General features: G+C 58.6%; 21 protein-coding genes. 10 read left to right on the plus strand and 11 right to left on the minus strand.

The features are described 5' to 3' along the window. Positions 1–7: 7 nt before the first annotated feature. From KMP13_RS03080 to KMP13_RS03105, 6 genes are all read left to right on the plus strand, one after another. Positions 8–1,789: an acyl-CoA dehydrogenase C-terminal domain-containing protein gene (locus KMP13_RS03080; protein ID WP_215264089.1), complete on the plus strand. Its 1,782-nt coding sequence runs from the start codon at positions 8–10 to the stop codon at positions 1,787–1,789. A gap of 50 nt (positions 1,790–1,839) precedes the next feature. Beyond that, on the plus strand, positions 1,840–2,052 hold the full coding sequence (locus tag KMP13_RS03085) for a hypothetical protein (RefSeq protein ID WP_215264090.1): 213 nt from the start codon (positions 1,840–1,842) through the stop codon (positions 2,050–2,052). A gap of 288 nt (positions 2,053–2,340) precedes the next feature. Further along, positions 2,341–2,973, plus strand: a complete 633-nt coding sequence (locus KMP13_RS03090; RefSeq protein ID WP_215264091.1) for a glutathione S-transferase family protein — start codon at positions 2,341–2,343, stop codon at positions 2,971–2,973. Between the two features lie 27 nt (positions 2,974–3,000). Beyond that, positions 3,001–4,212 carry an acetyl-CoA C-acetyltransferase gene (locus tag KMP13_RS03095; RefSeq protein WP_215264092.1) on the plus strand — a complete coding sequence of 404 codons (1,212 nt, stop codon included), beginning with the start codon at positions 3,001–3,003 and terminating at the stop codon, positions 4,210–4,212. Continuing rightward, complete coding sequence (locus KMP13_RS03100; RefSeq protein ID WP_215264093.1) at positions 4,212–4,697, plus strand: cupin domain-containing protein; 486 nt, start codon at positions 4,212–4,214, stop codon at positions 4,695–4,697. The genes KMP13_RS03095 and KMP13_RS03100 overlap by 1 nt, the downstream gene beginning before the upstream one ends. Beyond that, entirely contained in the window at positions 4,694–6,892 is a 2,199-nt protein-coding gene (locus tag KMP13_RS03105; RefSeq protein WP_215264094.1) for a 3-hydroxyacyl-CoA dehydrogenase NAD-binding domain-containing protein, read from the plus strand. Before KMP13_RS03100 ends, KMP13_RS03105 begins: the two co-directional genes overlap by 4 nt. Positions 6,893–7,084: 192 nt before the next feature. Here KMP13_RS03105 and KMP13_RS03110 read toward each other — a convergent pair whose 3' ends face one another. Together KMP13_RS03110 and KMP13_RS03115 are read right to left on the minus strand one after the other, a co-directional pair. Continuing rightward, positions 7,085–7,771 (minus strand): Hint domain-containing protein, encoded by a 687-nt coding sequence (locus KMP13_RS03110; RefSeq protein ID WP_215264095.1) that lies wholly within the window; start codon positions 7,769–7,771, stop codon positions 7,085–7,087. Positions 7,772–7,915: 144 nt separating this feature from the next. Beyond that, entirely contained in the window at positions 7,916–8,584 is a 669-nt protein-coding gene (locus KMP13_RS03115; RefSeq protein WP_215264096.1) for a sulfotransferase family 2 domain-containing protein, read from the minus strand. 147 nt (positions 8,585–8,731) lie between these two features. Between KMP13_RS03115 and KMP13_RS03120 the strand changes: the two genes are divergently transcribed. Beyond that, positions 8,732–9,742 carry a hypothetical protein gene (locus KMP13_RS03120; protein WP_215264097.1) on the plus strand — a complete coding sequence of 337 codons (1,011 nt, stop codon included), beginning with the start codon at positions 8,732–8,734 and terminating at the stop codon, positions 9,740–9,742. Positions 9,743–9,802: 60 nt separating this feature from the next. Here the strand turns inward: KMP13_RS03120 and KMP13_RS03125 are convergent, their stop codons facing one another. The 5 genes from KMP13_RS03125 to KMP13_RS03145 all read right to left on the minus strand — a co-directional run bounded on the left by KMP13_RS03125 (position 9,803) and on the right by KMP13_RS03145 (position 14,856). Beyond that, the gene (locus KMP13_RS03125; protein WP_215264098.1) at positions 9,803–11,095 is read right to left on the minus strand and encodes an SPOR domain-containing protein; all 1,293 of its coding nucleotides are present in this window, start codon (positions 11,093–11,095) and stop codon (positions 9,803–9,805) included. 128 nt (positions 11,096–11,223) lie between these two features. After that, positions 11,224–11,856, minus strand: a complete 633-nt coding sequence (upp, locus tag KMP13_RS03130; protein ID WP_215264099.1) for a uracil phosphoribosyltransferase — start codon at positions 11,854–11,856, stop codon at positions 11,224–11,226. Positions 11,857–11,933: 77 nt separating this feature from the next. Next, positions 11,934–13,145: a phosphopentomutase gene (locus KMP13_RS03135; RefSeq protein ID WP_215264100.1), complete on the minus strand. Its 1,212-nt coding sequence runs from the start codon at positions 13,143–13,145 to the stop codon at positions 11,934–11,936. Beyond that, positions 13,145–14,446 (minus strand): thymidine phosphorylase, encoded by a 1,302-nt coding sequence (locus tag KMP13_RS03140; protein ID WP_215264101.1) that lies wholly within the window; start codon positions 14,444–14,446, stop codon positions 13,145–13,147. Before KMP13_RS03140 ends, KMP13_RS03135 begins: the two co-directional genes overlap by 1 nt. A gap of 2 nt (positions 14,447–14,448) precedes the next feature. Further along, entirely contained in the window at positions 14,449–14,856 is a 408-nt protein-coding gene (locus KMP13_RS03145) for a cytidine deaminase (protein ID WP_215264102.1), read from the minus strand. 312 nt (positions 14,857–15,168) lie between these two features. Here KMP13_RS03145 and KMP13_RS03150 point away from each other — a divergent pair, with 312 nt between their 5' ends. Next, a complete protein-coding gene (locus KMP13_RS03150; RefSeq protein ID WP_215264103.1) occupies positions 15,169–17,439 on the plus strand; it encodes an NADP-dependent malic enzyme in 2,271 nt (756 codons plus the stop codon). 7 nt (positions 17,440–17,446) lie between these two features. Here the strand turns inward: KMP13_RS03150 and KMP13_RS03155 are convergent, their stop codons facing one another. Then, a complete protein-coding gene (locus KMP13_RS03155) occupies positions 17,447–17,998 on the minus strand; it encodes a YceI family protein (RefSeq protein ID WP_215264104.1) in 552 nt (183 codons plus the stop codon). A 391-nt stretch (positions 17,999–18,389) separates the two neighbouring features. Between KMP13_RS03155 and prpE the strand changes: the two genes are divergently transcribed. Then, positions 18,390–20,282 carry a propionate-CoA ligase PrpE gene (gene prpE / locus KMP13_RS03160; RefSeq protein ID WP_215264105.1) on the plus strand — a complete coding sequence of 631 codons (1,893 nt, stop codon included), beginning with the start codon at positions 18,390–18,392 and terminating at the stop codon, positions 20,280–20,282. A gap of 159 nt (positions 20,283–20,441) precedes the next feature. Next, entirely contained in the window at positions 20,442–21,875 is a 1,434-nt protein-coding gene (locus KMP13_RS03165; RefSeq protein ID WP_215264106.1) for an amidase family protein, read from the plus strand. A 20-nt stretch (positions 21,876–21,895) separates the two neighbouring features. On the opposite strand, the gene KMP13_RS03170 is transcribed toward KMP13_RS03165, so the two are convergent. The 3 genes from KMP13_RS03170 to KMP13_RS03180 form a co-directional block, all read right to left on the minus strand. After that, positions 21,896–22,945 (minus strand): quaternary amine ABC transporter ATP-binding protein, encoded by a 1,050-nt coding sequence (locus KMP13_RS03170; RefSeq protein WP_215264107.1) that lies wholly within the window; start codon positions 22,943–22,945, stop codon positions 21,896–21,898. 11 nt (positions 22,946–22,956) lie between these two features. Next, entirely contained in the window at positions 22,957–23,985 is a 1,029-nt protein-coding gene (locus KMP13_RS03175) for an ABC transporter permease (protein ID WP_215264108.1), read from the minus strand. A 74-nt stretch (positions 23,986–24,059) separates the two neighbouring features. After that, entirely contained in the window at positions 24,060–25,025 is a 966-nt protein-coding gene (locus tag KMP13_RS03180) for an ABC transporter substrate-binding protein (protein WP_215264109.1), read from the minus strand. Positions 25,026–25,384: the final 359 nt, after the last annotated feature.

A 25,384-nucleotide genomic window follows, 5' to 3' on the forward strand; every position in this document is an offset into this window, starting at 1 on the left:
ACCCCCTATGCCCCGTTACACTGCCCCGACCAAAGACGTGCAATTTCTGCTGCATGAGGTGCTAAACGTCTCAGACAGCGATGTTCCGGGATATAGCGATCTGGAGCCAGAGTTTACGGGCGCGGTCTTGGAAGAAGCTGGCAAGATCGCCTCACAGGTTCTGCAGCCGCTGAATTCCGTTGGCGATCAGGAAGGCTGCCGGTTTGAAAACGGTGTGGTTACAACCCCCGCAGGGTTCAAGCAGGCCTTTGAACAGATGAAAGACGGCGGCTGGCCCGGTCTGGACATGCCCGAAGCCTTCGGCGGCCAGAACATGCCCTCGGTCCTTGGCACTGCAGTGGGTGAGTTCTTCTCGGGCGCCAATCAGGCGTTCACCATGTACCAAGGTCTGACCCATGGCGCGGCTTCCGCAATCCTGGCCCATGGCACTGACGCGCAAAAAGCCACCTACCTGCCCAAGATGGTCGCCTGTGACTGGACCGGTACCATGAACCTGACAGAACCGCACTGTGGTACCGATCTGGGCCTGATGCGCACCAAAGCCGAACCACAGGAGGACGGCAGCTACAAGATCACCGGGCAAAAGATCTTCATCTCTGCCGGGGATCATGATCTGGCAGAGAACGTGATCCACCTGGTGCTGGCAAAGATTCCCGGTGGGCCGGACGGGATCAAGGGCGTGTCGCTCTTTATCGTCCCCAAGATCATGACGGATGAGGACGGCACGCTGGGCGCGCGCAATGGGGTCTCTGTCGGCAAGATCGAAGAGAAGATGGGCATCCACGGCAATTCCACCTGTGTGATGGATTATGAAGGGGCCACGGGCTTCCTGCTCGGTGCGGAACACAAAGGCATGCGTTCCATGTTCACCATGATGAACGAAGCGCGCCTTGGTGTCGCTATGCAAGGTCTCGCCCAGGCGGAAGCCGCATATCAAAACGCCGTGGACTACGCCAAGGACCGCCTGCAGGGCCGCGATGTAACAGGGGCGAAAAACCCGGACGGCCCGGCTGATCCTTTGATTGTCCACCCGGACATTCGCCGCAACCTGATGGACCAGAAGAGCTTTGTCGAAGGTGCACGCGCTTTCATGCTGTGGGGCGCCTCCCTGATTGACCGGTCGCATCGGAGCCATGACGCGCAGGCAGAGGGGCTGATCTCACTGATGACCCCCGTGCTCAAAGGGTTCTTGACCGACAAGGGCTACGACATGACCGTCCAGGCGCAACAGATCTATGGCGGTCATGGCTATATCGAGGAGTGGGGCATGTCCCAATACACCCGCGATGCCCGTATCACCATGATCTATGAGGGCGCCAACGGCGTACAGGCGCTGGATCTAGTAGGGCGCAAACTGGCACAAAATGGCGGCAAACACGTCATGGGTTTCTTTGAGATGGTGAAAACCTTCTGCAAAGAAGCCGACGAGACCTCGGATACGTTCAAAGCCCAATTTGTCGACCCGCTGAAAGCCGCCTCCAAGAATCTACAGGCTGCAGGCATGTACTTCATGCAAAACGGAATGAAGAACCCCAACCACGCATTGGCTGGCTCCTATGACTTCATGCATCTCTTTGGACATGTGTGTTTGGGGCTCATGTGGGCACGCATGGCGCAATCCGCCGAAAACGCCCTGTCATCGGGGACCGGGGACGCCACGTTCTATGAGACCAAACTGACAACTGCACGCTATTACATGACACGACAACTGCCAGCCACGGCGCTGCACCTGGCACGCATTCAATCGGGCGCGGACACCGTTATGGCGCTAGACGCTGACCTGTTCTGAGGTCACGTTGCCGCTGAGTGCGCCCCCGTGGCAAGACGAAGGACACTGAAATGCCAAAACGCTTCCGCCTCACCCGCCGCTTCCCGGTTTCCATGACCGAGGACGGCTACCGTCGCCTGCGCAAATTTGCACAAGACTCCGGTCTGGATGAAGGCGAAGCGCTGTCCTTCCTGTTTGAGAATTTTGACAGCGTCACCAATCACGACAACCTCACGCACCGGATGCGCATTTTTAATGCCGAGTTGGAGGATCGCAAAAGGTGAACCGGACGCAATATTCATCAACCCTCCCTACAGGTTGCTCCTACAGGAGCCTCCGGCGGAAGTATTTAGAAAAAGATGAAAAGGCCGCGCGCCCAATCCCAAGCCTTCGCCAAATGAAAGGACGCGCTTTTCACCTTTTACGGTCATCGGCTCTTCAGCCTGTACCGCCAGATCATATTCGTGCCATCTTGGTAAAGTAACTCTAAATGCTTTCATCTTTTTACAAATACTTCACGGGGGTGCGGGGGTGTGAAACCCCCGCACGACGGATAAAAAGGACGCAATCCTATGACCATGAAACTCTACTGCTTTGGCGAAAGCGGCAATTCCTACAAAGCTGCGCTGGGTTTGGAACTCGCAGGCTTTGACTGGGAGCCAGTCTTCGTTGATTTCTTCAACGGAGAAACCCGCACTGACGCGTTCCGCAAGATCAGCATTCAAGGCGAAGCGCCTGTACTAGTGGACGGTGACCTGACCCTCAGCCAATCCGGTGTCATTCAACAGTATATCACCGACAAGACCGGCAAATTCGCGGGCAAGCCGGACGAGAAATACGACGTTCTGCGCTGGGTCCTGTGGGACAATCACAAACTGTCGAGCCAAGCCGGCATGACACGGTTCCTGATGAATTTCCTACCCGAGGAGAAACGCCCTCAACAGGTCATCGAGTTCACCCAAGGGCGCCTCAAGGCCGCATACACAACCTTGAATATGCACCTGGAAGGGCGCGACTGGATTGTGGGCGATGATGTCTCCAACGCGGACCTCAGCTGCTGCAGCTATTTGTACTACCCTGAACCCTTTGGCTTTGACCGGACGGAGTGGCCGCATATCGACGCTTGGTTGACCCGGTTGAGCGAACTGCCCGGCTGGAAACACCCTTATGATCTGATGCCCGGCAACCCTTCTGACCGCGCATAACTTCAAATCACGCTTGAGGAGAGCATGATGACAGACGCCTATATCTATGACGCGCTGCGCACACCACGCGGCAAAGGGCGCAAGGATGGATCCCTTCATGAGGTTTCTGCCCTGCGCCTGTCCGCCCTCACCCTAAACGCCCTCAAATCCCGCAACGGGTTGGACGGCCATGTGGTTGAGGATGTGATCTGGGGCAATGTGACCCAAGTCATGGAACAAGGCGGCTGTCTTGCCCGGTCTGCGGTTCTGGCATCCGATCTGGATGAACGCATTCCGGGCCTCTCCATCAACCGTTTCTGTGCATCTGGCCTGGAGGCGGTCAACCTTGCCGCCAATCAGGTCAAAGGCGGCGCGGGTCAGGCCTATATCGCGGGCGGTGTCGAAATGATGGGCCGGGTGCCTATGGGATCCGACGGGGCGGCTATTGCGGTGGATCCCAGCCTCGCGATGGAGAGCTACTTTGTACCACAGGGTATCTCGGCCGATATCATCGCCACCGAATACGGTTTCACGCGTGAAGATGCCGATACATTGGCGGTCGAATCCCAGCGGCGCGCAGCCAAAGCCTGGACGGATGACCGCTTTGCGCATTCCGTCATTCCCGTCACCGACCAAAACGGGCTGACCATTCTAGACCGCGACGAATACATGCGCCCCGGCACCGATATGGATGCTCTGGCGAAACTGAACCCCGCTTTTCAGATGATGGGCGAACAGATGCCGGGCTTTGACAAGGTCGCGATGCTGAAATACCCGCATCTGGAAAAGATCAACCATATCCACCATGCGGGCAATTCATCCGGCATCGTTGATGGGGCCGCAGCCCTGTTGATCGGCAACAAAGAATTTGGCGAAGCGCACGGGCTGACACCGCGTGCGCGCATCAAGGCAACCGCCAAGATCGGCACCGACCCCACCATCATGCTGACCGGCCCGGTGCCGGTGACCGAGAAGATCCTCGCCGATACCGGCATGGCAATCAGCGACATTGATCTGTTTGAAGTCAACGAGGCCTTTGCCAGCGTTGTGCTGCGGTTCCAGCAGGCGTTTCAGGTGGATCCTGGCGTCGTCAACGTCAACGGTGGCTCCATCGCGATGGGCCATCCATTGGGTGCAACCGGCGCGATCATCATCGGCACATTGTTGGATGAGCTGGAACGGCGGGACAAGGAATGTGGTCTGGCCACCCTCTGCATTGCCTCAGGCATGGGTGCCGCAACGATAATTGAGAGGGTCTGATGCCAAAACTTGATCTTTCTAAAATCGACATTCGTGGTGGCTCTGGCTATCCCGGCAAACTCTCAGACCCGGTCAAAGGGCGGACGTCGCAGCGATTGGGTGATGCAGGTGGGCTAACCCAATTTGGGGCCAACCTTGTCCATCTGGATCCGGGTGCGGCGTCCTCCTTGCGTCATTACCATATGAAGCAGGATGAGTTTGTCATGGTCACATCCGGGGTCTGCACGCTGGTGGATGACGACGGCGCGCATGAAATGTTGCCCGGTGATTGCGCGACCTTTCCGGCGGGCGATGAAAACGGCCACCACTTGGTGAACACGTCCGACGCGCCGGCCAGTTTCCTGGTTATTGGCACCCGAACCGAGACTGAGGTCGCTTGTTACAGCGATGTCGACATGATGGTTACAGTCGAAAACGATGACTACTCATTCACCCGGCAAGACGGCAGCCCCCTGACCAAAGAGCAGACAGGAGAAGACACATGAGCGACTTTACCTATGCTGTCGACGGGGATGGCCTTGCGATCATCACATGGGACGCCGCTGATAAATCCATGAACGTGCTGACGCGCGAAGCCTTTGCCCTGGTTGAGGAATTCATTGACCGCGCGCTTGCCGATGATGCCGTAAAAGGCGTCGTGATCACCTCGGGCAAAAAAGATTTTGCCGGTGGCATGGATCTGAACGTTCTGGCCCGCATCCGCGAGGAAAGCGGCGACAATCCGGCGCAAGGATTGTTTGATTTCACCATGGAAGGGCATCGGATCCTGCGCAAATTGGAACGCGCCGGGATGGAGCCCAAGACCAACAAGGGCGGCAAACCCGTGGCCTGTGCGATCAATGGCACCTGTGCCGGCATAGGGACCGAGATCGCGCTGGCCTGCCACCACCGCGTCATGACCACCAACCCCAAGGCCAAAATCGGCCTGCCCGAAATAATGGTTGGTCTCTTCCCCGGCGGTGGCGGCACCACGCGCTATGTGCGGATGGTCGGCGCGGTGGCCTCGGCCCCGGTGCTGCTGGAAGGCAAGATGTTGGAGCCCAAGAATGCCAAAGGCGCAAGCCTGGTTGATGCGCTGGCCGAAGATCCTTTGGCTGCGGCCAAAGACTGGGTGCTGAACGCCGCACACGGCGACATCATCAAACCTTGGGATGTCAAAGGCTACAAAATGCCCGGCGGTGCCCCCTATCACCCGGCCGGTTTCATGAACTTTGTCGGCGCCTCCGCCATGGTCAATGGCACCACACAGGGCGCTTTTCCTGCGGCCAAGGCTTTGTTGTCGGCGATCTATGAAGGCGCGCTGGTTGATTTCGACACCGCGCTCAAGATCGAGGCGCGTTGGTTCACCCATGTATTGATGAACCCCTCATCCTCGGCCATGATCCGGTCGCTGTTTTTGAACAAGCAGGCGCTGGAAAAAGGTGCGGTGCGTCCCGCCGGCATCGACGATCAATCCGTCAAACGCGTCGGCGTTCTGGGCGCAGGCATGATGGGGGCTGGCATCGCGCTGGTCTCCGCCCAAGCCGGGATCGAGGTTGTGCTGATCGACCGCGACCAAGACGCCGCCGACCGTGGCAAATCCTACGCCGCCGACTACGCCGACAAAGGCGTCAAACGCGGTAAAACCACCCCCGACCAAAGGGCGGCGATGCTGGCGCAGATCACGGCAACCACCGATCTGGAGGCGCTGCAGGGATGTGATCTGATCATTGAAGCGGTGTTTGAAGATCCCAAGATCAAGGCCGAGATGACCCAAAAGGTCGAGGCGATCGTACCTGACGACTGCATCTTTGCCTCCAACACCTCGACCTTGCCGATTTCCGAACTGGCCAAGGCCTCGAGCCGCGCGGATCAGTTTATCGGCATCCACTTCTTCTCTCCAGTTGAGAAAATGATGTTGGTTGAGATCATCAAAGGCGGCGAGACCGGCGATCGCGCCGTGGCCAAAGCGCTGGACTACGTGCGCCAAATCCGCAAGACGCCGATTGTGGTGAACGACGCGCGGTTCTTCTACGCCAACCGCTGTATCCTGCCCTATATCAACGAAGGCCTGCGGATGATCACCGAGGGGGTCTCTCCGGTTTTGATCGACAATGCCGCGCGTCAGCTGGGCTTTCCGGTGGGGCCTGTGCAGTTGACGGATGAGACATCGATCGAGCTTGGCGCGAAAATCGCACGTGCGACCAAGGCTGCGATGGGCGATGCCTATCCCGAAAGCCCGGCGGATGATCTGATTTTCTGGATGGAAGGTCAGGGCCGATTGGGTCGTAAGGCAGGTCAAGGCTTCTTTGACTATGATGCCAAGGGGAAACGGGTTGCCTACTGGACTGGTCTGGCCGCAGAATACCCCCTGGCGGATGAGCAACCCGATCTGATCGAGGTGCAAGAACGGTTGATGTTTGCTCAGGTTCTGGAGGCTGTGCGTGCCTTGGAAGAAGGTGTTCTGCTCGACATTCGTGAAGGCGACGTGGGTGCGATCCTGGGCTGGGGGTTTGCGCCCTGGTCTGGCGGGCCCTTGTCCTGGCTCGACATTATCGGCACGCCTTATGCCGCCGAGCGCTGCATGGAGCTGTCCGAAACCTATGGCCCCCGCTTCACCTGCCCTGCCCTGTTGCAGGAAATGGCAGAAAAGGGGCAGAGCTTTTACGCCCGGTTCGACCCCCAACGCACCGCCGCCTAAACTACATCGAGACATAACAACGCCGCGCCGTTTTAGGGCGTGGTGTTTTTGTTTGATGAATGCGCGGTTTCAAAATGCAAAGCAGCGGCTTAGCGTTGTTATCCCGCTAAATCCGCTGCGTTGAAGGTCAAAGACTGCTCGGTCTTGCCTGGACCAGATCCATGTCTGGCTTGAAAAATTCCTTAGCGCTGCTTAGCGCAGATCCAGTGGATCATAGAGATCGGGCGCGACGTGAAACGGCACGTTCTCTGTTGTCTTTTCATCCGCGTCGATCATGTCGATGACAAGCGCACGCGCGTCGCCCACCGACAGAACATTGTAGATCTCTGTTTGCGGGTTCATCGCATAGTCGAGCAGATCGCGGCTGCTCGGGCAGTATCCCATTGCGCCGGCTTCGACATAGACGACCTCATCCTGGGCGAAACGCGGCACGATCAGCTCCATCCGCGCACCAGGTGGCACGCGCGTGATGCCGCGAAAGCCATTCAACGTGCAAGCCGGGACAACCGCAAACGGGTCGCCAAACTGACGCTCGATTACATCGCTTTCGACCAGGATCCCCTGGTCCGGCATCACCCACATTGGCGAGCGGTTGAACAGCGCATCGGTGGGGATAAAGACCGGCGCGCGCAGTGCTGAGATCGCTCCGTCTCCGGTCACCAAAGTCTCACGATGAAGTTCGGTAATGGGCTGCATGCCATGGTCAAACGTCAAGACCTGATCGCCAACGGCCAACGCCTCAACCGTGCGCCAACCAAGATTCGACGCAACATGGGTGCCAGCCAACAGCCCGCCGGTTCCGGTGCTCACCATGCGCACCCGCTCCGTAAGGCGGCGCCCCGGTTTAAAGTCTTTGCGATTTAACAGCCATTCCAGCATTCTGCCGTACTCCAACCCAAGTGGGGACATGCCCCGCGGCGAAATTGGTGAAAAAACGGACCACAACCCACTGAAAATGTGTGATTTAATCAACCTGCACTTCCAAAGATCCGGTTCGGATTTTCTACCCTTTCGACCCAGTTCCTAGGACTGTGTTAATGGTAAATCGTTAAAAGAGTATTCAAATCGCGTGATTTCGACAGCGGATATCTGGCGCACGATCTCCACGGTTTCATCCGTGTAATAGCCGCGCCAATCCCGCAGTCGCGCGCTTTGATTGCTGTGCGGCAGGGACAGTTCAAACCCCAAATGTTCAAACAAGGGCTGCGCATCCTGGGCAAAATACTCGACCCGAATATAAAGATCGCAACGCTCCACCCCGTCCGAACCTGTCATGTATCGCGGTGCCGGATTTTCACGCAGCGCAGTTTGGATCAAAGGGTGCCGCAGAAAAGCGGCAAAATCCAACTGCTGTGCCAAGGTGACGGCGGCGTGGACAAATGTCTGGGTTTGCAGCCAATGGTAATAGCTCACCATTCGGTCCCAAGGGTTGCGCACCAAGGTAAAGGCGAACAGGCTGTTCATCTCATCCTCGGCGATCAAACCTTCCAGATCGCTGCGCATGGAATGCTTCCACAGACGGCCACGGGTTGAGACATCGTTCAAACGTCGCCGCCGTTTGCGCGCCTTGGGCGTGTCGCCCAACATCATGTCATCGGCCATCGCCCGCCCCTCCAGCGCCAGCGCAAGAGATGTGCCGCCGGTTTTCGGGATGTGAACAAACAGATATCGACGGCCACGAGACAGGATCATGGATCACACGCTAGGCGATCTCAAATGCATGTAAAAGGCGTCTTGGCCAGAAAACCCGTGCTTTGCAGGGCTTTAAAGGATCAATCGCATTTGCCGCACTGCGCAAGGTTGTGCTATCTTGTGGCAACAATAAAGCAGGCAAACGCCATGACGGCACTCAAGGAATTTGAACGGCTCGAAGCAGCCGGGTTGTGGCGCGCCACACCCGAGGCCCAGCGACGCGATGTGATCATCTCCATCGGGGATGCGACGTTGACCATCACCGATCTTCAGGACCGGCCGTTGGCCCATTGGTCGCTGGCTGCGATCCACCGTCTTAATCCGGGACAGTTCCCGGCAATCTTCCACCCTGACGGCGATCCCGCGGAGACGTTGGAAGTTGCCGAGGATGAGGTCACCATGCTGGAGGCCATCCAAAAGGTGCAACACGCCATCGACCGCGCCCGCCCGCGCCCCGGTCGGCTGCGCCTGCTGGGCACGCTTGGGATCACCGCTGCTGTTCTGTCGGCGGCGACGCTGTGGTTGCCGAGTGCCTTGCAGCACCATGCCATATCCGTTGTGTCCGAGATCAATCGCAAGGCCATTGGACAGGCCTTGTTGGGGCGCATTGAACGACTGTCGGGTCAGGCCTGTGTAACACCAAAAACCGCGCCTTTGCTAGCGAAACTGGCGGTGCGCACCAATGCCCGCCAGATTGTGGTATTGCGCGAGGGCGTCAGCACTAGTCTGGCGCTGCCGGGTGGAACGTTTCTGTTGAACAGCAGCTTCTTTGAGGATTTTGAAGACCCCGCAGTTGCGGCAGGGGCTGTCCTGGTTGAACGCGCGCGCAGCCGGGTTGAAGATCCCTTGATGGCGCTGCTCGCGGCAGGCGGCCTTCCGGCGACGTTTCAGCTTTTGACCACCGGCCAGCTGCAGCAAGAGACCTTGGATGACTATGCAGAGATTGCGCTGACACAGCCGCGCCCCGAAGTGACGGATCAGGCTGTGCTGGCGGAATTTGCCCAGAACGCCATCCCCTCCTCACCCTATGCCTATGCGCTGGATATCACAGGGGAGACCACCATTGGCCTGATTGAGGCCGACCCTCTGGCCAACCGTGAACTGGAACCCCTGCTGAGCGATCAGGAATGGGTGCAATTGCAAAACGTCTGCGGGTAACGCGCGCCAATAAAAAAGGACCCGCTTGGCACGGGCCCTTCTGAAACGAATTGGCTTTGATTACTTGCTCAAACGCGCGCGTGTGAAACCGGCGTTTTGCACCGTGGACAAGGCAGCATGGGCTGCACTGTCACCGTGGAACGGTCCGGCAAGCACCACTTTGTAGTTCTGCCCTTGGCGTGTCATCCGCCCCAAGCGCACCGGCAACCCCTGCGCGGTCAAACGTTGCGCCGCAATATCCGCATCTGCCGCATCGGAAAACACACCTGCACGCACGTATCGCGGAGACGCCGCCAGTTGCGCGCTTTGATCCGCTGAAAGAAACCCCAGCTGCGCATTGGTCTGCTGCGCACGTTTTTCTACTGTGACGGTTGGCGGTGTTGGAACCGGCACCAATTTGCGCGGCAAAGTCTCGGTCCAGATTTGCGCGGTGCGCTGATCCCCGGCCAGGGTCCGTTGCCCCCGGTTCGGGTTCAGGCGCGGTGCGCTGCTGGGGACGCGTACAAACCCCTCGGGCACCACATGCGATGTCACCGAACGCGGGATCAGATCCTGCTCGCCGCGTTTGGGGTTCAAACGCCCATCCTGCCAGACAGTGCGGTATCCGGGCGGGGTTTCAACGCCTTTTGCCAATTGACGGTCAGAATATAGATGCGCGGGCAAGACCCGTGTGTCAGGCGGCAATTGCAGGGACGACTGCGGGCCAAAAGTGACCGGAGACTGGTCTTGTGGCCCACAGCGCACGCCTGTGGAGTTGGTATATTGCCGACTGATTTCCGACAGACCTGCGCAGGTTCCTGCCGCTGTTGTCGGTGACGTCGGCTGCGGGGCAACCACAACTGGTGCAGGTACAGCCCGTTGCACCCGGCGCACCGTTTGCGGTTTGGGTTGCGGCGCAGGCGCGGCACGGGCTGGGACAGGTGCCGCACGGCGTGGTTTTTGCTGAGCCACGACCTTTGGGGGTTGCACAACCGGAGCTGGGCGCGCCGCTGCAGGGGGTGTCGCGGCAGCGGTCGCGCCTGGCTGGTCAGCAGCGGGCAATGTGATTAACTCAGGTCCAGACGCAGAGGTCGCGGCCTGACGCGCCGGAGCCGTCGTGCCTGCGACATTCGTCGGTTGAAACCCACAGAGCTGACGGCGATTGCGCTCAACACGCGGCACCCAGTTTACCTGACCATCGATACCAGCGCGAATATAAACGCAGCCTCGGCTGTCGACAAATTGCCGTCCCTGATAGGAGTTCGGCGGCACCTCGGACGGCGGGCTAGCGCTGCGAAATTGCTGCGCACTTGCGCCGTGACTGCTGATTGTCCCTGCAATTATGGCGAGAGCAATAATTCTTGTTAGTTTCATGCCAATGCCCCACTAGATATGGGGACAGAATGCCTGAAAAGCGAATCTGAGTAAAGATCACATTGATGAAATTGTGGCAGGATTGGGGCAACAGCGCCGCCCCGAATACTCGCGGCAGGCCGTTCGGACTATTTGGTGCCAAACATCCGGTCACCAGCATCACCCAGGCCCGGCATGATGTAACCCTTTTCGTTCAGCTCCCGATCCAAGGAAGCCGTGACGATGGAAACATCTGGATGCGCCTCTTTCATGCGGGCCACGCCTTCGGGGGCTGCAAGCAGGCAGAGAAAGCGAATATCCGTCGCACCCGCTTCTTTCAACAGATCGATCGCCGCGACCGAGGAATTGCCCGTGGCCAACATCGGATCCACAGCAATGACCATACGATCATTCAATGACTCGGGCGCTTTGAAATAATACTGCACCGGCTTCAGGGTCTCTTCATCGCGGTAGAGGCCCACAAAGCCCACCCGCGCAGACGGCACCAGCTCCAGCACCCCATCCAGCATGCCGTTGCCTGCGCGCAGGATCGACACCAGCGCCAGTTTCTTACCGGCAAGGATTGGGGCTTCCATATCTTCCATCGGGGTCTCAACCGGCGTGGTGGTCAGCGGCAGATCGCGCGTGACCTCATAGGCCAGCAACTGGGTAATTTCCCGCAGCAGACGTCGAAATTCCGCCGTTGAGGTGCCCTTGTCCCGCATAAGCGTCAGCTTGTGCTGTACCAACGGGTGATCCACAACTGTCAGATGCTCGGCCATAGTTTTCAGCTCCCCTCAAATCTTCCAGCTCCATAGCCGGATGCGCCCGTGATGGACAAGTTATTTTTACCGGACGGTCAAATAAAGCTCTGCCCGTCGCAGCGATTTTCCACACCCAGATGATCGGCCAATGAAGCGGCGACATCAACAAACCGGCACTGGCCAATTTCACCGGATCCGGCACCTGCCACCAAAATGGGCACTTGTTCGCGGGTGTGGTCGGTTCCCGGCCAGGTCGGATCATTGCCGTGATCCGCCGTCAGAATCATCATGTCACCAGGACGCAAAGCCTTAAGAACTGCGCCAATCTCCTGGTCGAACCATTCAAGCGCGCGGGCATAGCCCGAGACATCGCGACGATGCCCATATAGGCTGTCGAACTCGACAAAATTTGCCACCGTCAGGCTGCCATCAGCAGCGGTTTCGACCCGGTGCAACAGATATGTCATCAAGGCCGCATCATCGCCTTTGTCTAGCGTATCAATGCCCTGCATGCTGAAGATATCGCCGATCTTGCCAACGCCGTGCACCTGACGCCCGGCTTCATGCACCCAATCCAGAACCGTGGGCTGGGGCGGGCGCACCGCATAATCGCGCCGATTTCCGGTGCGTTTAAACCCGGATATAGCGTCACCGACAAAGGGGCGCGCGATGACGCGGCCAACACGCATCTGATGCAACTGCGGCGCGATCGCCTCGCACAGGGTCAACAGCCGGTCGAGGCCGAAATGCTGTTCATGAGCGGCAATCTGAAAAACGCTGTCGGCGGAGGTATAACAAATCGGCCAGCCGGTTTTGATATGGGCTGCGCCTTCCTTGGCCAGGATCGCGGTGCCCGAGGCATGACAATTGCCCAGCGTGCCGCCCGCACCTGCAATTGTTGCGACGTCCGCCATCAGATCTGCGGGAAAACACTCAGGCTGGTCGGGAAACACATGCCAGGCCCAGGGAACCCGCACGCCGGCAAGCTCCCAATGGCCGGTTGGGGTGTCTTTACCAGGGCTTTCCTCAGCAGCGGTGCCCCAGCGACCTTGGGGCGTCTCAATCAGTCCCGGAAATGGCACGGATGACGCCGCGCGCAGCGCTTGCCCCAGTCCCAAACGTGTCAGGTTGGGCAACACCAGAGGGCCACTGCGCCCCTCCTCTGCCCGCCCCGCGGCGCAGGCCTGCGCGATATGGGCCAGGGTATTTGCCCCCAGATCTGGCAGATCCCGGTTGAAAAAAGCGCCCGAATCCGGGGCCCCACCAATCCCCACGGAATCCATAACCACAAGAAAGGCGCGCGCCATTATCCGACCCTTTCATAGACCAACGGCGGCACAGGCGGCGCGGTGTCTGCGACGGTGATCGCCGCAAGCACACTTTGCGCCGCGACCGCGCCCGCAGTTTGCGTGGCCGCGTGAACCACAGCCAATGGTGCACCGCTCTCGACAGGTTGGCCCAAACGCACGAGGTCGGACAGGCCGACAGAGGGATCAATATCGTCGCTTTCCACCAATCGCCCGCCGCCCAAACGGACCACCGCATGCCCCAGGGCTTCGCCGTCTATTGCGGCGACAAAACCGCTGCGCGGCGCGGGCACCGGAATTTCTACGGGAGCCTTGGGCAGATAGCTCTGCCAGCGGGCGCCAAAGTCATCCGGCGCGCCCATCTCAACCAGCATCGCCACAAAACGATCAAGCGCTTCACCACGATCAATCGCGGCGCGCAGGGTGTCCTGTCCAGCCTCCTCGCTTGGGGCCAGACTACAATCCGCCAACAAACGCCCGCCCAAAATGGTCGCGATTTCGACCAACGGCCCGCCTGCACCAGACAGGGCGCGCATCGTCTCAGCAATTTCAAGCGCATTGCCCAGGGATCGAGCAAGCGGTTGATTCATATCGGTAATCATTGCCGTACAGGCACATCCCGCAGCTTGCGCAGTCTGGGTCAAGGCTGCTGCCAAGGCGCGCGCCTCACCGGGGGATTTCATAAACGCGCCGGACCCGACTTTGACATCCAGGATCAAGGCATCGGGGCTGGCGGCAAGCTTTTTGGACAGGATCGACGCGGTGATCAAATCCAGACTTTCCACCGTGCCGGTGACATCGCGGATCGCATAAAGACGTTTGTCCGCAGGCGCGATCGCTGCCGAGGCCCCGACAATGGCGCATCCGGTCTTGGCCACGATCGCCTTTAACCGGGTTTCATTCACTTGGGTTGAAACACCCGGGATAGCCTCCAACTTGTCCAAGGTGCCACCCGTATGGCCCAGCCCGCGCCCGGAAATCATCGGCACATAGGCCCCACAGGCGGCCAAGGCCGGGGCCAGGACCAAGGACACGCAATCGCCAACGCCGCCGGTGGAGTGTTTGTCCAGAACCGGCCCATCCAGATCCCAGTGGAACACATCGCCGGTGTCGCGCATGGCAAGCGTCAACGCAGAGCGGGCCGCCGTGTCCAGCCCTCGCCAACAGACCGCCATAGCAAAAGCACCCGCTTGCGCGTCGCTTACACTGCTATCGGCGAGGCCCTGCGCAAACCAGTTGAGGCTTTTCTCATCCGGCATTTTGCCCTGGCGAAGATCCGCGATGATCGCGCGCGCCTCCATGGTCAGTCCTGATCCAAGAAATCAGCGTCAAAGGATCCGGGTAGCAAATCGCCCACCGTCGTCTCACTTGTCACGCCATCCATTGTGGCCAGCGTGATCTTTGCATCGCCTTTGGCAAATTCAGCCAACTTTTGACGGCAGCCGCCGCATGGAGGCACCGGCGCGGGGCAGTCAGCGATCACAAAGGCCTCGACCAATTCGGTCTCACCCGCGGCAACCATCGCCGCGATTGCGCCTGCCTCGGCGCAGGTGCCTTCGGGATAGGCCGCATTTTCCACGTTGCAACCCGCATAGATCACACCCGAGGCGGATCGCACCGCCGCGCCAACTTTGAACTTTGAATACGGGGCATAGGCATTTTCGCGTACGGCCTGCGCTGCGGCTTTCAAGGTATCTGCCGATGAACTCATGCTGCTTCCTTCCACATCTACCGCAGATCCCCACGGCAAAGGTCTTTTTTGATCAATTGGTCAGTTTTTATATGTGCCTTCAAAACCCAGTCTGCGCAAGTCGGTCCGAAGCGCAAGGGGCTCGTGGCGTGACCGTATGGACAATTGCGCGCCACGCAGCCCCCGATGCAGTTATCGCTAACGTCCCAACTGCACCGCTGGACACGTCAATTTCAGCCAACAAAGAAGCGCAAAATTATTCCTATCGGGTCAAAACCGGTTCCCAGACAGGGGCCTATAGTTTAATGTTAAACTAAGTTTGGGAGAGCTGTTATGTCCGATACAAAGACCCTGCGCGAAGACGCGTTGCATTACCATGAATACCCGCGCCCCGGTAAGCTGGAGATCCGCGCCACCAAACCGATGGAAAACGGCCGCGATCTGGCGCGCGCCTACTCACCTGGTGTTGCAGAGGCCTGCGTTGAAATCGCCAAGGATCCCACCGCCGCCGCCAAATACACCGCACGCGGCAACCTGGTGGCCGTCGTCACCAATGGCTCGGCCGTTTTGGGCCTCGGCAATATCGGCGCGCTGGCGTCAAAACCGGTGATGGAAGGCAAGGCCGTCCTGTTCAAGAAATTCGCCAGCATCGACTGTTTCGACATCGAGGTGAACGAAACGGACCCCGAGAAACTGGCCGATATCGTCTGCGCGTTGGAGCCGACCTTTGGCGCCATCAACCTGGAAGACATCAAGGCGCCCGATTGTTTTATCGTCGAAAAACTATGTCGCGAGCGGATGAATATTCCGGTCTTTCACGACGACCAGCACGGCACGGCCATTGTTGTTGGCGCGGCGGCCACCAATGCGCTCAAGGTTGCGGGCAAGTCGTTTGAGGACATCAAAGTCGTCTCAACCGGTGGCGGCGCTGCCGGGATCGCCTGTCTCAATATGCTGCTGACCCTTGGGGTAAAGCGCGAGAATGTCTGGCTCTGCGATATCGAAGGGCTGGTCTATGAGGGTCGCGAAAAAGACATGACCCCGCAAAAGGCGGAGTATGCACAAGGCACAACAGCGGCGTCGCTGGCGGATGTGATTGATGGTGCGGATCTGTTCCTCGGCCTCTCTGGTCCGGGCGTTTTGAAGCCAGAAATGGTTGCAAAAATGGCTAACCGGCCGATCATCTTTGCACTGGCCAATCCCACGCCCGAGATCATGCCCGAAGAGGCGCGCGCGGTAAAACCAGATGCGATCATCGCCACCGGGCGCAGCGATTTCCCCAATCAGGTCAACAACGTCCTGTGCTTCCCCTTTATCTTCCGCGGCGCGCTGGATGTGGGCGCCACCGAGATCAACGAAGAGATGAAGGTCGCCTGTGTAGAAGGCATCGCCGAATTGGCGCGCGCCACCACCAGTGCCGAGGCCGCCGCCGCCTATAAGGGCGAGCAGCTGACCTTTGGCGCGGATTACCTGATCCCCAAACCCTTTGACCCGCGTCTGTCCGAGGTTGTCGCCAAAGCCGTGGCCAAGGCCGCGATGGAGACCGGCGTTGCAACACGCCCCATGGATCTGGAGAATTACCGCGACCAGCTGAATGCCGGTGTGTTTAAATCCGCCATGCTGATGCGCCCGGTGTTCCAGGCCGCCGCCACCGCCAGCCGTCGCATTGTTTTTGCCGAAGGCGAAGACGAGCGTGTGCTGCGCGCAGCCCAAGCGATCCTAGAAGAGACAACTGAACGTCCGATCCTGATTGGCCGTCCCGATGTGATCAACCAACGCTGCGAGCGCCTGGGCCTGTCGATCCGCCCGGACCGCGAGTTTGAACTTGTGAACCCGGAAAACGACCCACGCTATCGCGACTATTGGGGCACGTATCACGAGCTGATGGCCCGCAAAGGCGGCACCCCCGATCTGGCCCGTGCGATCATGCGCACCAACACCACCGCGATCGGCTCTGTCATGGTGCATCGCGGCGATGCCGACAGTCTGATTTGCGGCACCTTTGGCGAGTATCGCTGGCACCTGAATTATGTGACCCAGGTTCTGGGCAATGAGACATACCAGCCCGATGGTGCCCTGTCCCTGATGATCCTTGAGGATGGGCCCTTGTTCCTGGCCGATACCCACGTCTGGTCCCTGCCCACCCCCGAACAGCTGGCCAGTGTCGCCATTGGTGCGGCCCGTCATGCGCGCCGTTTCGGGGTCGAGCCCAAGATCGCCTTTTGCTCACAGTCGCAATTCGGCAACCAGGGTATTGGGTCCGGCGCTCGTCTGCGTGAGGCCATCACCCTGCTCGATGGAATGGACACCGATTTCGAGTATGAGGGCGAGATGAACATCGACGCCGCCCTTGATGCCGATTTGCGGGACCGTCTATTGCCCGGCAACCGGCTGACCGGCGCTGCAAATGTTCTGATCTTTGGTCATGCAGATGCGGCCTCTGGCGTGCGCAATATCCTCAAGACCAAGGGCAACGGTCTGGCCGTCGGCCCCATCCTGATGGGCATGGGTAACCGGGCACATATCGTGACCCCATCCGTCACCGCGCGCGGTCTGTTGAATATGGCTGCCATCGCCGGCACCCCTGTGGCGCACTACGGCTAATACAAACTCACTCTCTGCGGATCCGCGCCAGGATCCGCAGCTTGATCTTGGGCCCGACCAGATTGGCATAACCGCCCGCCCCAAACGCATGGCGGTCCAGCTCGCCCGTCAACAAGATGCTCAACCGGTCCAGATCCGCAACTGCACTGCCCCTTTGGCGAAACAGCTGCGCATCCATCACGATCTCTTGCGTCACGCCTTTGACTGTCAGATCACCGCGCAGCTGCGCCTTGTGCACCGTTCCCGAAATATCACGCGCGACAAAGCGGATGTCGCCGTGACGGGCCACATCCAGAACCTGCGCGCTTTTCATCGCTTCGGTGGCAAACAAGAACCCAGCCCGCGCCTGACGGGCATTCAACGTGACCTCAATCTCACTGTTTTCTATGTGATTGAGGTCGATGTCCAAACTGGCCGACGAAACCGGCATCTGCCCCATCGTGGCGCGTCCATCCAAGTAATAGGTGAACCCCACTTCGCTTGCATCGCGCTCTAGCAGATAAAGCTGCGGCGCAGCCAGCAGCGCGCTGCTGCCGGACAGAAGGATGGCTGCACACAAGGATAGTCTCTTTATATAGGGCACTCGAACGCTCCACTTGATTTGGCTTCCTCCCAAGACATAGGGCAACGGGGTTCAGCCGCCGCTCATGTCGTATCACGTTCGCTTGAAGCGTGTATCAGACGGACGCGGTTGCTGCGGTTGCTGCCTCACAACACGCATTGCGAGAATTGCCGCGATGTTTTGCAAACTGGGACACGGTTAACCTGAGGATTTGCAGACTTCGCGACTTTGCAAAATTATTCCGACTGAATTTGTAAACTCTGCACAATAGGCGCGAAATCCCGTTCCAAATGCGTCAATTCGTTTACAAAACTTACGCATATCCCCCGCGTATGCTTGCCAGTTTGCAAACTCGTCGCCTACGCAAGAGTGAGGGAGGACATTTACCATGGGTTATCGCGATATTTATTCCACCTGGCAGGCCGATCCAGAGGCCTTTTGGATGGACGCCGCTAAGGGGATCGACTGGGTCACCGCGCCAAACACAGCGCTCACGGACACGGGAGACGGGCTCTATGAATGGTTTGCAGATGCCACAGTAAACACTTGCTGGAACGCCGTCGACCGCCATGTCGAGGCGGGGCGCGGAGAGCAGACCGCCATTATTTATGACAGCCCTATCACCCACACCAAACGCGAGATCTCATATGTGGAACTGCGCAACCGGGTGGCCACGCTGGCCGGTGCCTTGCGTGCAAAAGGTGTCGAAAAAGGTGACCGAGTCATTATCTATATGCCGATGATCCCCGAAGCGCTTGAGGCTATGTTGGCCTGTGCCCGCCTTGGCGCGGTGCATTCCGTGGTCTTTGGTGGTTTTGCCGCAAATGAGCTGGCGGTGCGGATTGATGATGCCACCCCCAAGGCGATTATCGCCGCCTCCTGCGGAATGGAGCCGGGGCGCGTTGTCCACTACAAACCACTGCTGGACAGTGCCATTGAACTGGCCGCCCACAAACCGGACTTCTGCGTTGTCTTCCAACGTGAACAAGAGGTCGCGCAGCTGATGGAAGGGCGCGACTACAATTGGCACGGCTTCCAATACGGTGTGGAACCGGCCGAATGTGTCCCGGTTGAGGGCAACCACCCGGCCTATATCCTGTATACCTCTGGCACAACCGGCGCGCCCAAGGGTGTGATCCGCCACACCGCCGGCCAGTTGGTCGCGCTGAACTGGTCGATGAAGAACATCTATAACGTCGCGCCCGGCGATGTGTTCTGGGCCGCCTCTGATGTGGGGTGGGTCGTGGGGCATTCCTATATCTGTTACGGCCCGCTGATCCACGGCAACACCACCATCGTGTTCGAAGGCAAGCCGGTCGGCACCCCCGATGCAGGCACCTTCTGGCGGGTGATCGAAGAACATAACGTCACCAGCTTCTTCACCGCCCCCACCGCCTTTCGCGCGGTCAAGCGTGAGGACCCGACGGGGGACTGCATCACCAAATACGATCTCTCCTGCCTCAAACAGGTCTATCTGGCCGGGGAACGCGCCGATCCCGATACCATTATCTGGGCGCAGCAGCATTTGAATGTCCCCGTTGTGGATCACTGGTGGCAGACCGAAACCGGTTGGGCCATCGCTGCCAACCCGCTTGGCATCGAAGAGTTGCCTACCAAGCTCGGCTCCCCTGCCGTGCCGATGCCAGGCTATCACGTCGAAATCCTGGACAATGCGGGACAGCCGGTGCCCGCAGGCACGCTTGGCGCGATTGCGATCAAACTGCCCCTGCCACCAGGAACGTTGCCCACGTTGTGGAACGCCGAAGACCGGTTCCGGAAAAGCTACCTGACCACCTTCCCCGGCTATTACGAGACGGGCGATGCCGGCATGATTGACGAGGACGGCTATATCTCGATCATGGCGCGCACCGATGATGTGATCAATGTTGCGGGCCACCGTCTGTCGACCGGAGGTATGGAAGAGGTTCTGGCAGGCCATCCAGATGTTGCCGAATGCGCGGTGATTGGCGTGACCGACGCGCTCAAAGGGCAGCTGCCCATCGGGTTTTTGTGCCTGAATGCTGGCTGCGCGCGCGATCACAGCGACATCACCCAGGAAGTGGTCAAACGGGTGCGTGAAAAGATCGGCCCGGTTGCGGCCTTCAAACGCGCGGTGGTGGTCGAACGCCTGCCCAAGACACGCTCTGGCAAGATCCTGCGTGGCACCATGGTGAACATCGCCGATGGCATGCCGTTCAAAATGCCCGCAACCATTGATGACCCGGCAATCCTGGACGAGATCAAGACGGCGCTGCAAACCTTGGGATATGCGCCAGATTAACGGTTTTACTGGCGCTTTTCGCAGGCTGCCAATTGCCTGTTAACCCCTCATTAACCCATGCCTCTTTTTAGCGCGTCGCGGATTTCTTCCGCGGCGTCTCTTCGCGTTTTACTTGCAACCTTAAGCATGCGTTCTAGTCTCCGAAGGAGGAGAGAACACATGAAAAATCAAGAGACCTGGCGCTTGGACGCCAGCGGGTTAACTGTGTTGACCCGCACAGGAGCAGTGACCGCAGAAAAGATCACATCCGACGCGTTGGCGCGGTTGGATGCGGTCAACCCGAACCTCAACGCCGTGGTGGAAACCCTACGGGACGAGGCGTTGGAAACCGCCCAGGCGCTGGACAAGACACGCGCTGACGGCGCGCCCTGTGGCCCGCTGCACGGCGTGCCGGTCACGATCAAGATCAATGTGGACCAAAAGGGATGCGCCACCTCGAACGGGGTTGTCGCGCTCAAAGACTTGATCGCCCCCGAGGATGCTCCTGTGGTGGCGAACCTGAAAAAAGCGGGCGCCGTCATCATCGGGCGCACCAATACGTCCGAGTTTTCCTTTCGCGCCGATACCGACAATCCGCTGTTTGGCCGTACACAAAATCCCTGGGGTGCGCATCTCTCCGCCGGCGGCTCTTCCGGTGGGGCTGGCGCGGCCGTGATGGCAGGGATCGGCACGTTGGCACATGGCAATGACATTGGCGGCTCTTTGCGGTTTCCGGCAGCAGCCACCGGTGCTGTGACGTTGAAACCGGGGCTGGGACGTGTGCCCGCCTGGAACCCGAGCCAAAGTGGCGAGCGTGGGCTGCTCGCACAAAGCATGTCTGTTCAAGGATTGCTGACACGGTCTGCGCGCGATCTGGATCTGTCGATGCCATCGTTGATTGCCGCAGATGCGCGCGACCCGCTGCACAGCCCCGCGCCGTGGCAGGGTAAACCGATCGACGGGCCCATCCGGGTGGCTATGACCCGTGAGACATATGGCTATGACCTGCACCCGGATGTGGATGCCGCCCTAGAAGCCGCCCAAGACGCTTTGGTTGAGGCAGGCTACCGTGTCGAAGAGGTTGAAACACCCAGCGTGTTCGAAGCCGGGCGCATCGGGTATCGCGCCTTGCTGGGGGAAGTCAAAACGCTGATGGGGCGCGACATCACCGATATGGGGTCCGAGACCATCCGCAACGTTTTCGCCAGCTACTATCAGGAGTTCTCCCCCCTGTGCGGCACCGATCTGTTGCGGGTGATGTCGGAACGCAGCCGCTTTATGCGGGATTGGAACCAATTTCTGGCGCGGTATCCGCTGGTTCTGTCGCCCTTCATGTTCCGCCCCTTCTTTGCGCCGGGCCGCGATACCGAAGGGCACGACGGGGTGCAGGAGGTTCTGGGCGAAGCGATCTATTCTTATGCGATGAATTTTCTCGGCCTGCCTGCGGTCTGCCTGCCGGCGCGGCTGGCAACGGGACCTGCAGGGCCCCAGCCGATCAACGTGCAAATCATCGCGCAGCGGTGGCGCGAAGATCTGGCCGTTTCGGCCGCCCAAGCGATCGAGGATCGTTTGGGGCAGATGTGTCATCCCCTGTGGGAGATAATGGAGGGCTAAGCCGCCCTCCACCGTTTCAATTACAGCGTGCGTTTGCCTTCGGAGGCGCGGGTCGGCACCAGCGCCTGCATCAGTCGCCCCATATGCAAAACGCCAACCGGCGCGCCGCTTCCATTGGTCACCCGATAAGAGGCATCGGTTTTCCCGCCGCTCAGCGCAATGACCTGCTCCAACGTGGTTTCCTGGTCGATCTCATCCGAGATCGCCTCATCTGTGTTGGGCTCCATGATGGAGCGTACCCGCAGAACCCGCGCCCGGTTGATGTCAGAGATGAAGTCCACGATATAGTCATCTTCGGGCTGCAACAGAATATGCTGTGGCTCCCCCTGCTGGATCACTTTACCGTCCTTCAAGATCACCAGATGGTCCGCCAGTTTCAGCGCCTCATCCAGGTCATGGCTGATAAAGACGATGGTCTTGGCCAGCTCCTTTTGCAGCTCCAACAACAGGTTCTGCATGTCGGTCCGGATCAGCGGATCCAGCGCCGAGAACGCCTCGTCCATCAACATGATCGGCGCATTTGACGTCAGCGCGCGGGCGATGCCCACACGTTGCTGCATGCCACCGGACAGTTGATGGGGATAGCGGTCCTCGAAGCCGGCCAGACCAACCCGCTCCAGCCATTTGATGGCATCCGCGCGATAGGATTTGGCCTCCTCCCCGCGCACAATCGGGGCCAGGGCGACATTTTCCAGAACGGTCCGGTGCGGCAACAGAGCGAAGTGCTGAAACACCATCGACATCTGCGTGCGCCGCATCTCGCGCAGGGCAGTATCATCCAGCTCCAGCACATTGTCGCCCTGAACCAGAACCTCTCCCGCTGTGGGGTCAATCAACCGATTCACGTGACGGATCAGGGTGGATTTACCAGAGCCCGAAAGCCCCATGATCACCGTGATCTCACCCTGTTTCATATCGACGTTGATGTCCTGCAGGCCCAACACGTGACCGTGTTTTTCCAACAGCTCATCCTTGCCCATGCCGGCATAGACATGGTCCATCATTGTCTCAGGCTCAGCGCCAAAGATCTTGTACAGCTTGCGGATCGAAATCATCACATCGTTGGTCATCATCGCCCTCCTTAGTGATTCTGCGCCGCATTAGCGCGGGCAACGGCGGTTTTTGTGACACGGTCCAGCATAACGGCCAGCACTACGATACCGAGCCCAGCCACAAGGCCAACACCCAATTCCAGGTTACGAATGCCGCGCAGCACCAGAACGCCAAGACCCGGCGCGGAGACCAGCGATGCAATCACAACCATTGCAAGGCTCATCATGATGGTCTGGTTAATACCAGCCATGATGTTGGGCAATGCGAGCGGGATCTGCACCTGAAACAGCTTCTGGCGCGGGGTCATGCCAAAGGCCTGCGCGGCCTCCATCACCTCTTTGTCGACCAGACGAATGCCAAGATCGGTCAAGCGCACCACCGGCACAATCGCATATAGGATGATCGCAATGCCATACAGCTTGCTCTCGGTGACGCTGAACAGGAAAATAAGCGGGATCAGATAGACAAATGTCGGCAGCGTTTGCAGCATGTCCAACACCGGCAACATGATCCGTTGCAATCGGTCTGATCGCGACATGGCGATGCCAATTGGGACCCCCAACAGCACACATATCGCCGCACAGACAAAGATGATGGCGAGGGTTTCAACCGCGTAGGAATAGTGGTCGATAAACGCCAGCGCGCCAAGCGACGCGGCAACAAATCCGACCAGCTTCATCGACTTGGTGACATAGAAGGTCAGCAAGAACAAAAGCGGCATGATGACGAACCAGGGGGCCGACTGGGCCACATAAAGCGCGCCGTCCAACATCCAGCTGAGCGGTTGCGTGATCGGATCAAGCACAAAGCGCAGTGCATCCTTGATGGCCAGAAACCCCTCTTCGAGCCCTTTGGTCAGCTCTCGCGATTTCGGAAAGTTCGAGCAGGCCTCGTTCAAAACATCCATGGACGGAAACGGAAGATCCCAAACGGATGTCTCCTTGGCTCCGCCGCCCTGGGCCAAAAGATCCGCCATTGAAAGTGGCGCGGCACTGCTGCCAGCTTCACACCAATCCCGAAGGCCCAGCGTGTCGAAAAGAAAGTCATAGCTCGCCATAATCTGTCCTTTGCGTATGACCCAAAATAACAAACGCCCGCGCGTACTGGCGGGCGTTCGTCGTTTTAGCCGAATTAGTTGAGGATTTGCGACAGGTTGGCTTTTGCGTCGTCGCTCAACCAGCTGGCCCAGACCGACTTGTTGTTGATCAGGTAATTCACAGCCGCTTCTTCTGCAGAGGCGTTGTTGTCATCCTGCCAAGCCAGAATGCCGGACATCTCTTCTGCGGTGAAGGAGATGTTGGACATCAAAGTCGCCACTTCGGGTTGCGACTCCTCGAACTCTTGCGTGACAACCGTCCAAACGGGCGACGGCGGGAAATCGGACACTTCAGGTGCATCCCGATCTGCGGTCTGGTTGCGGTGATGTGCTTCGGGATCGATGGGGCCAATTTCGATCCGGGTCATGTTGTATTTGCCCATGATCTTGGTCGGGGACCAGTAGTAGCCAAACCAGGGCTCACCCGCCTCATAGGCCGATGCCAACGAGGCCGCCAACGTTTCGCCTGAACCGTGACCAAAGATTTCGATGCCTGCGTCCTCAACACCAACCGCGCGGGTTAGGTTGTCATTCAGGATCCGGCAGCCCCAACCGTCGGGGCAGTTGTTGAAGCGACCGCCGACCAAGGCGGGATTGGCCAAAACGCCTTCGATTGTGGTCAGCTCAGGATGCGCTTCGGCCAGATAGGTCGGGATCCACCAACCTTCAACACCACCGGGGCTCAGAACTTCGGTCAGCTCTTTGACACGACCGGCTTCGCGCAGCTTGACGTAAGCCTCACCACCGCCATTGATCCACATCTCGGTCACAATGTCAGGCTCGCCGTTTTCGGACAGCGAGGTCACAGCCGGAACGGTATCAGACGGCACGCGGGTGACATCACAGCCGTAGCCATGGGTCATCAGAAACGTTGAAATCTCGGTGACGATAGAAGCAGAAGCCCAGTTCATCTCGGTGATGGAGACTTCACCACAATCGCTGGCCATGGCAAAACCTGGCAGAACAAGCGCACATGCGGTCGCTGCAATTTTGTATTTCATCTTTATTCCCTATCTTTTCTATTTATTGACAAACCGACAAATTAATCCCAAATCGAAACTCACATTTTTCCGCGTTTCCCTCAGGTTAACCGATCATCTTTTTGTGGCACTAGATGCCAGAACACATATTCACGTTTCGTCAACCTGATACGCAGCGTCGAGAGCATAATCCCCAAACGCCGCAAACAGACTATGCTGGTCGCTTTTGTACAACATCTATCGCCGAGCACAACTAAGTCACGAATGTTGTCATTGAACAAAAACGACACCGCTATCCAAATGCAGCCCCGTAGAAATGTGAACAATCGATTTGTTGGCCGAAACTTGTAGTGGGTTTTGCGGCGTTTGGCGTGAGACTT

This window comes from Epibacterium ulvae (assembly GCF_018678075.1).
Taxonomy (GTDB): Bacteria; Pseudomonadota; Alphaproteobacteria; order Rhodobacterales; family Rhodobacteraceae; genus Epibacterium; species Epibacterium ulvae_A.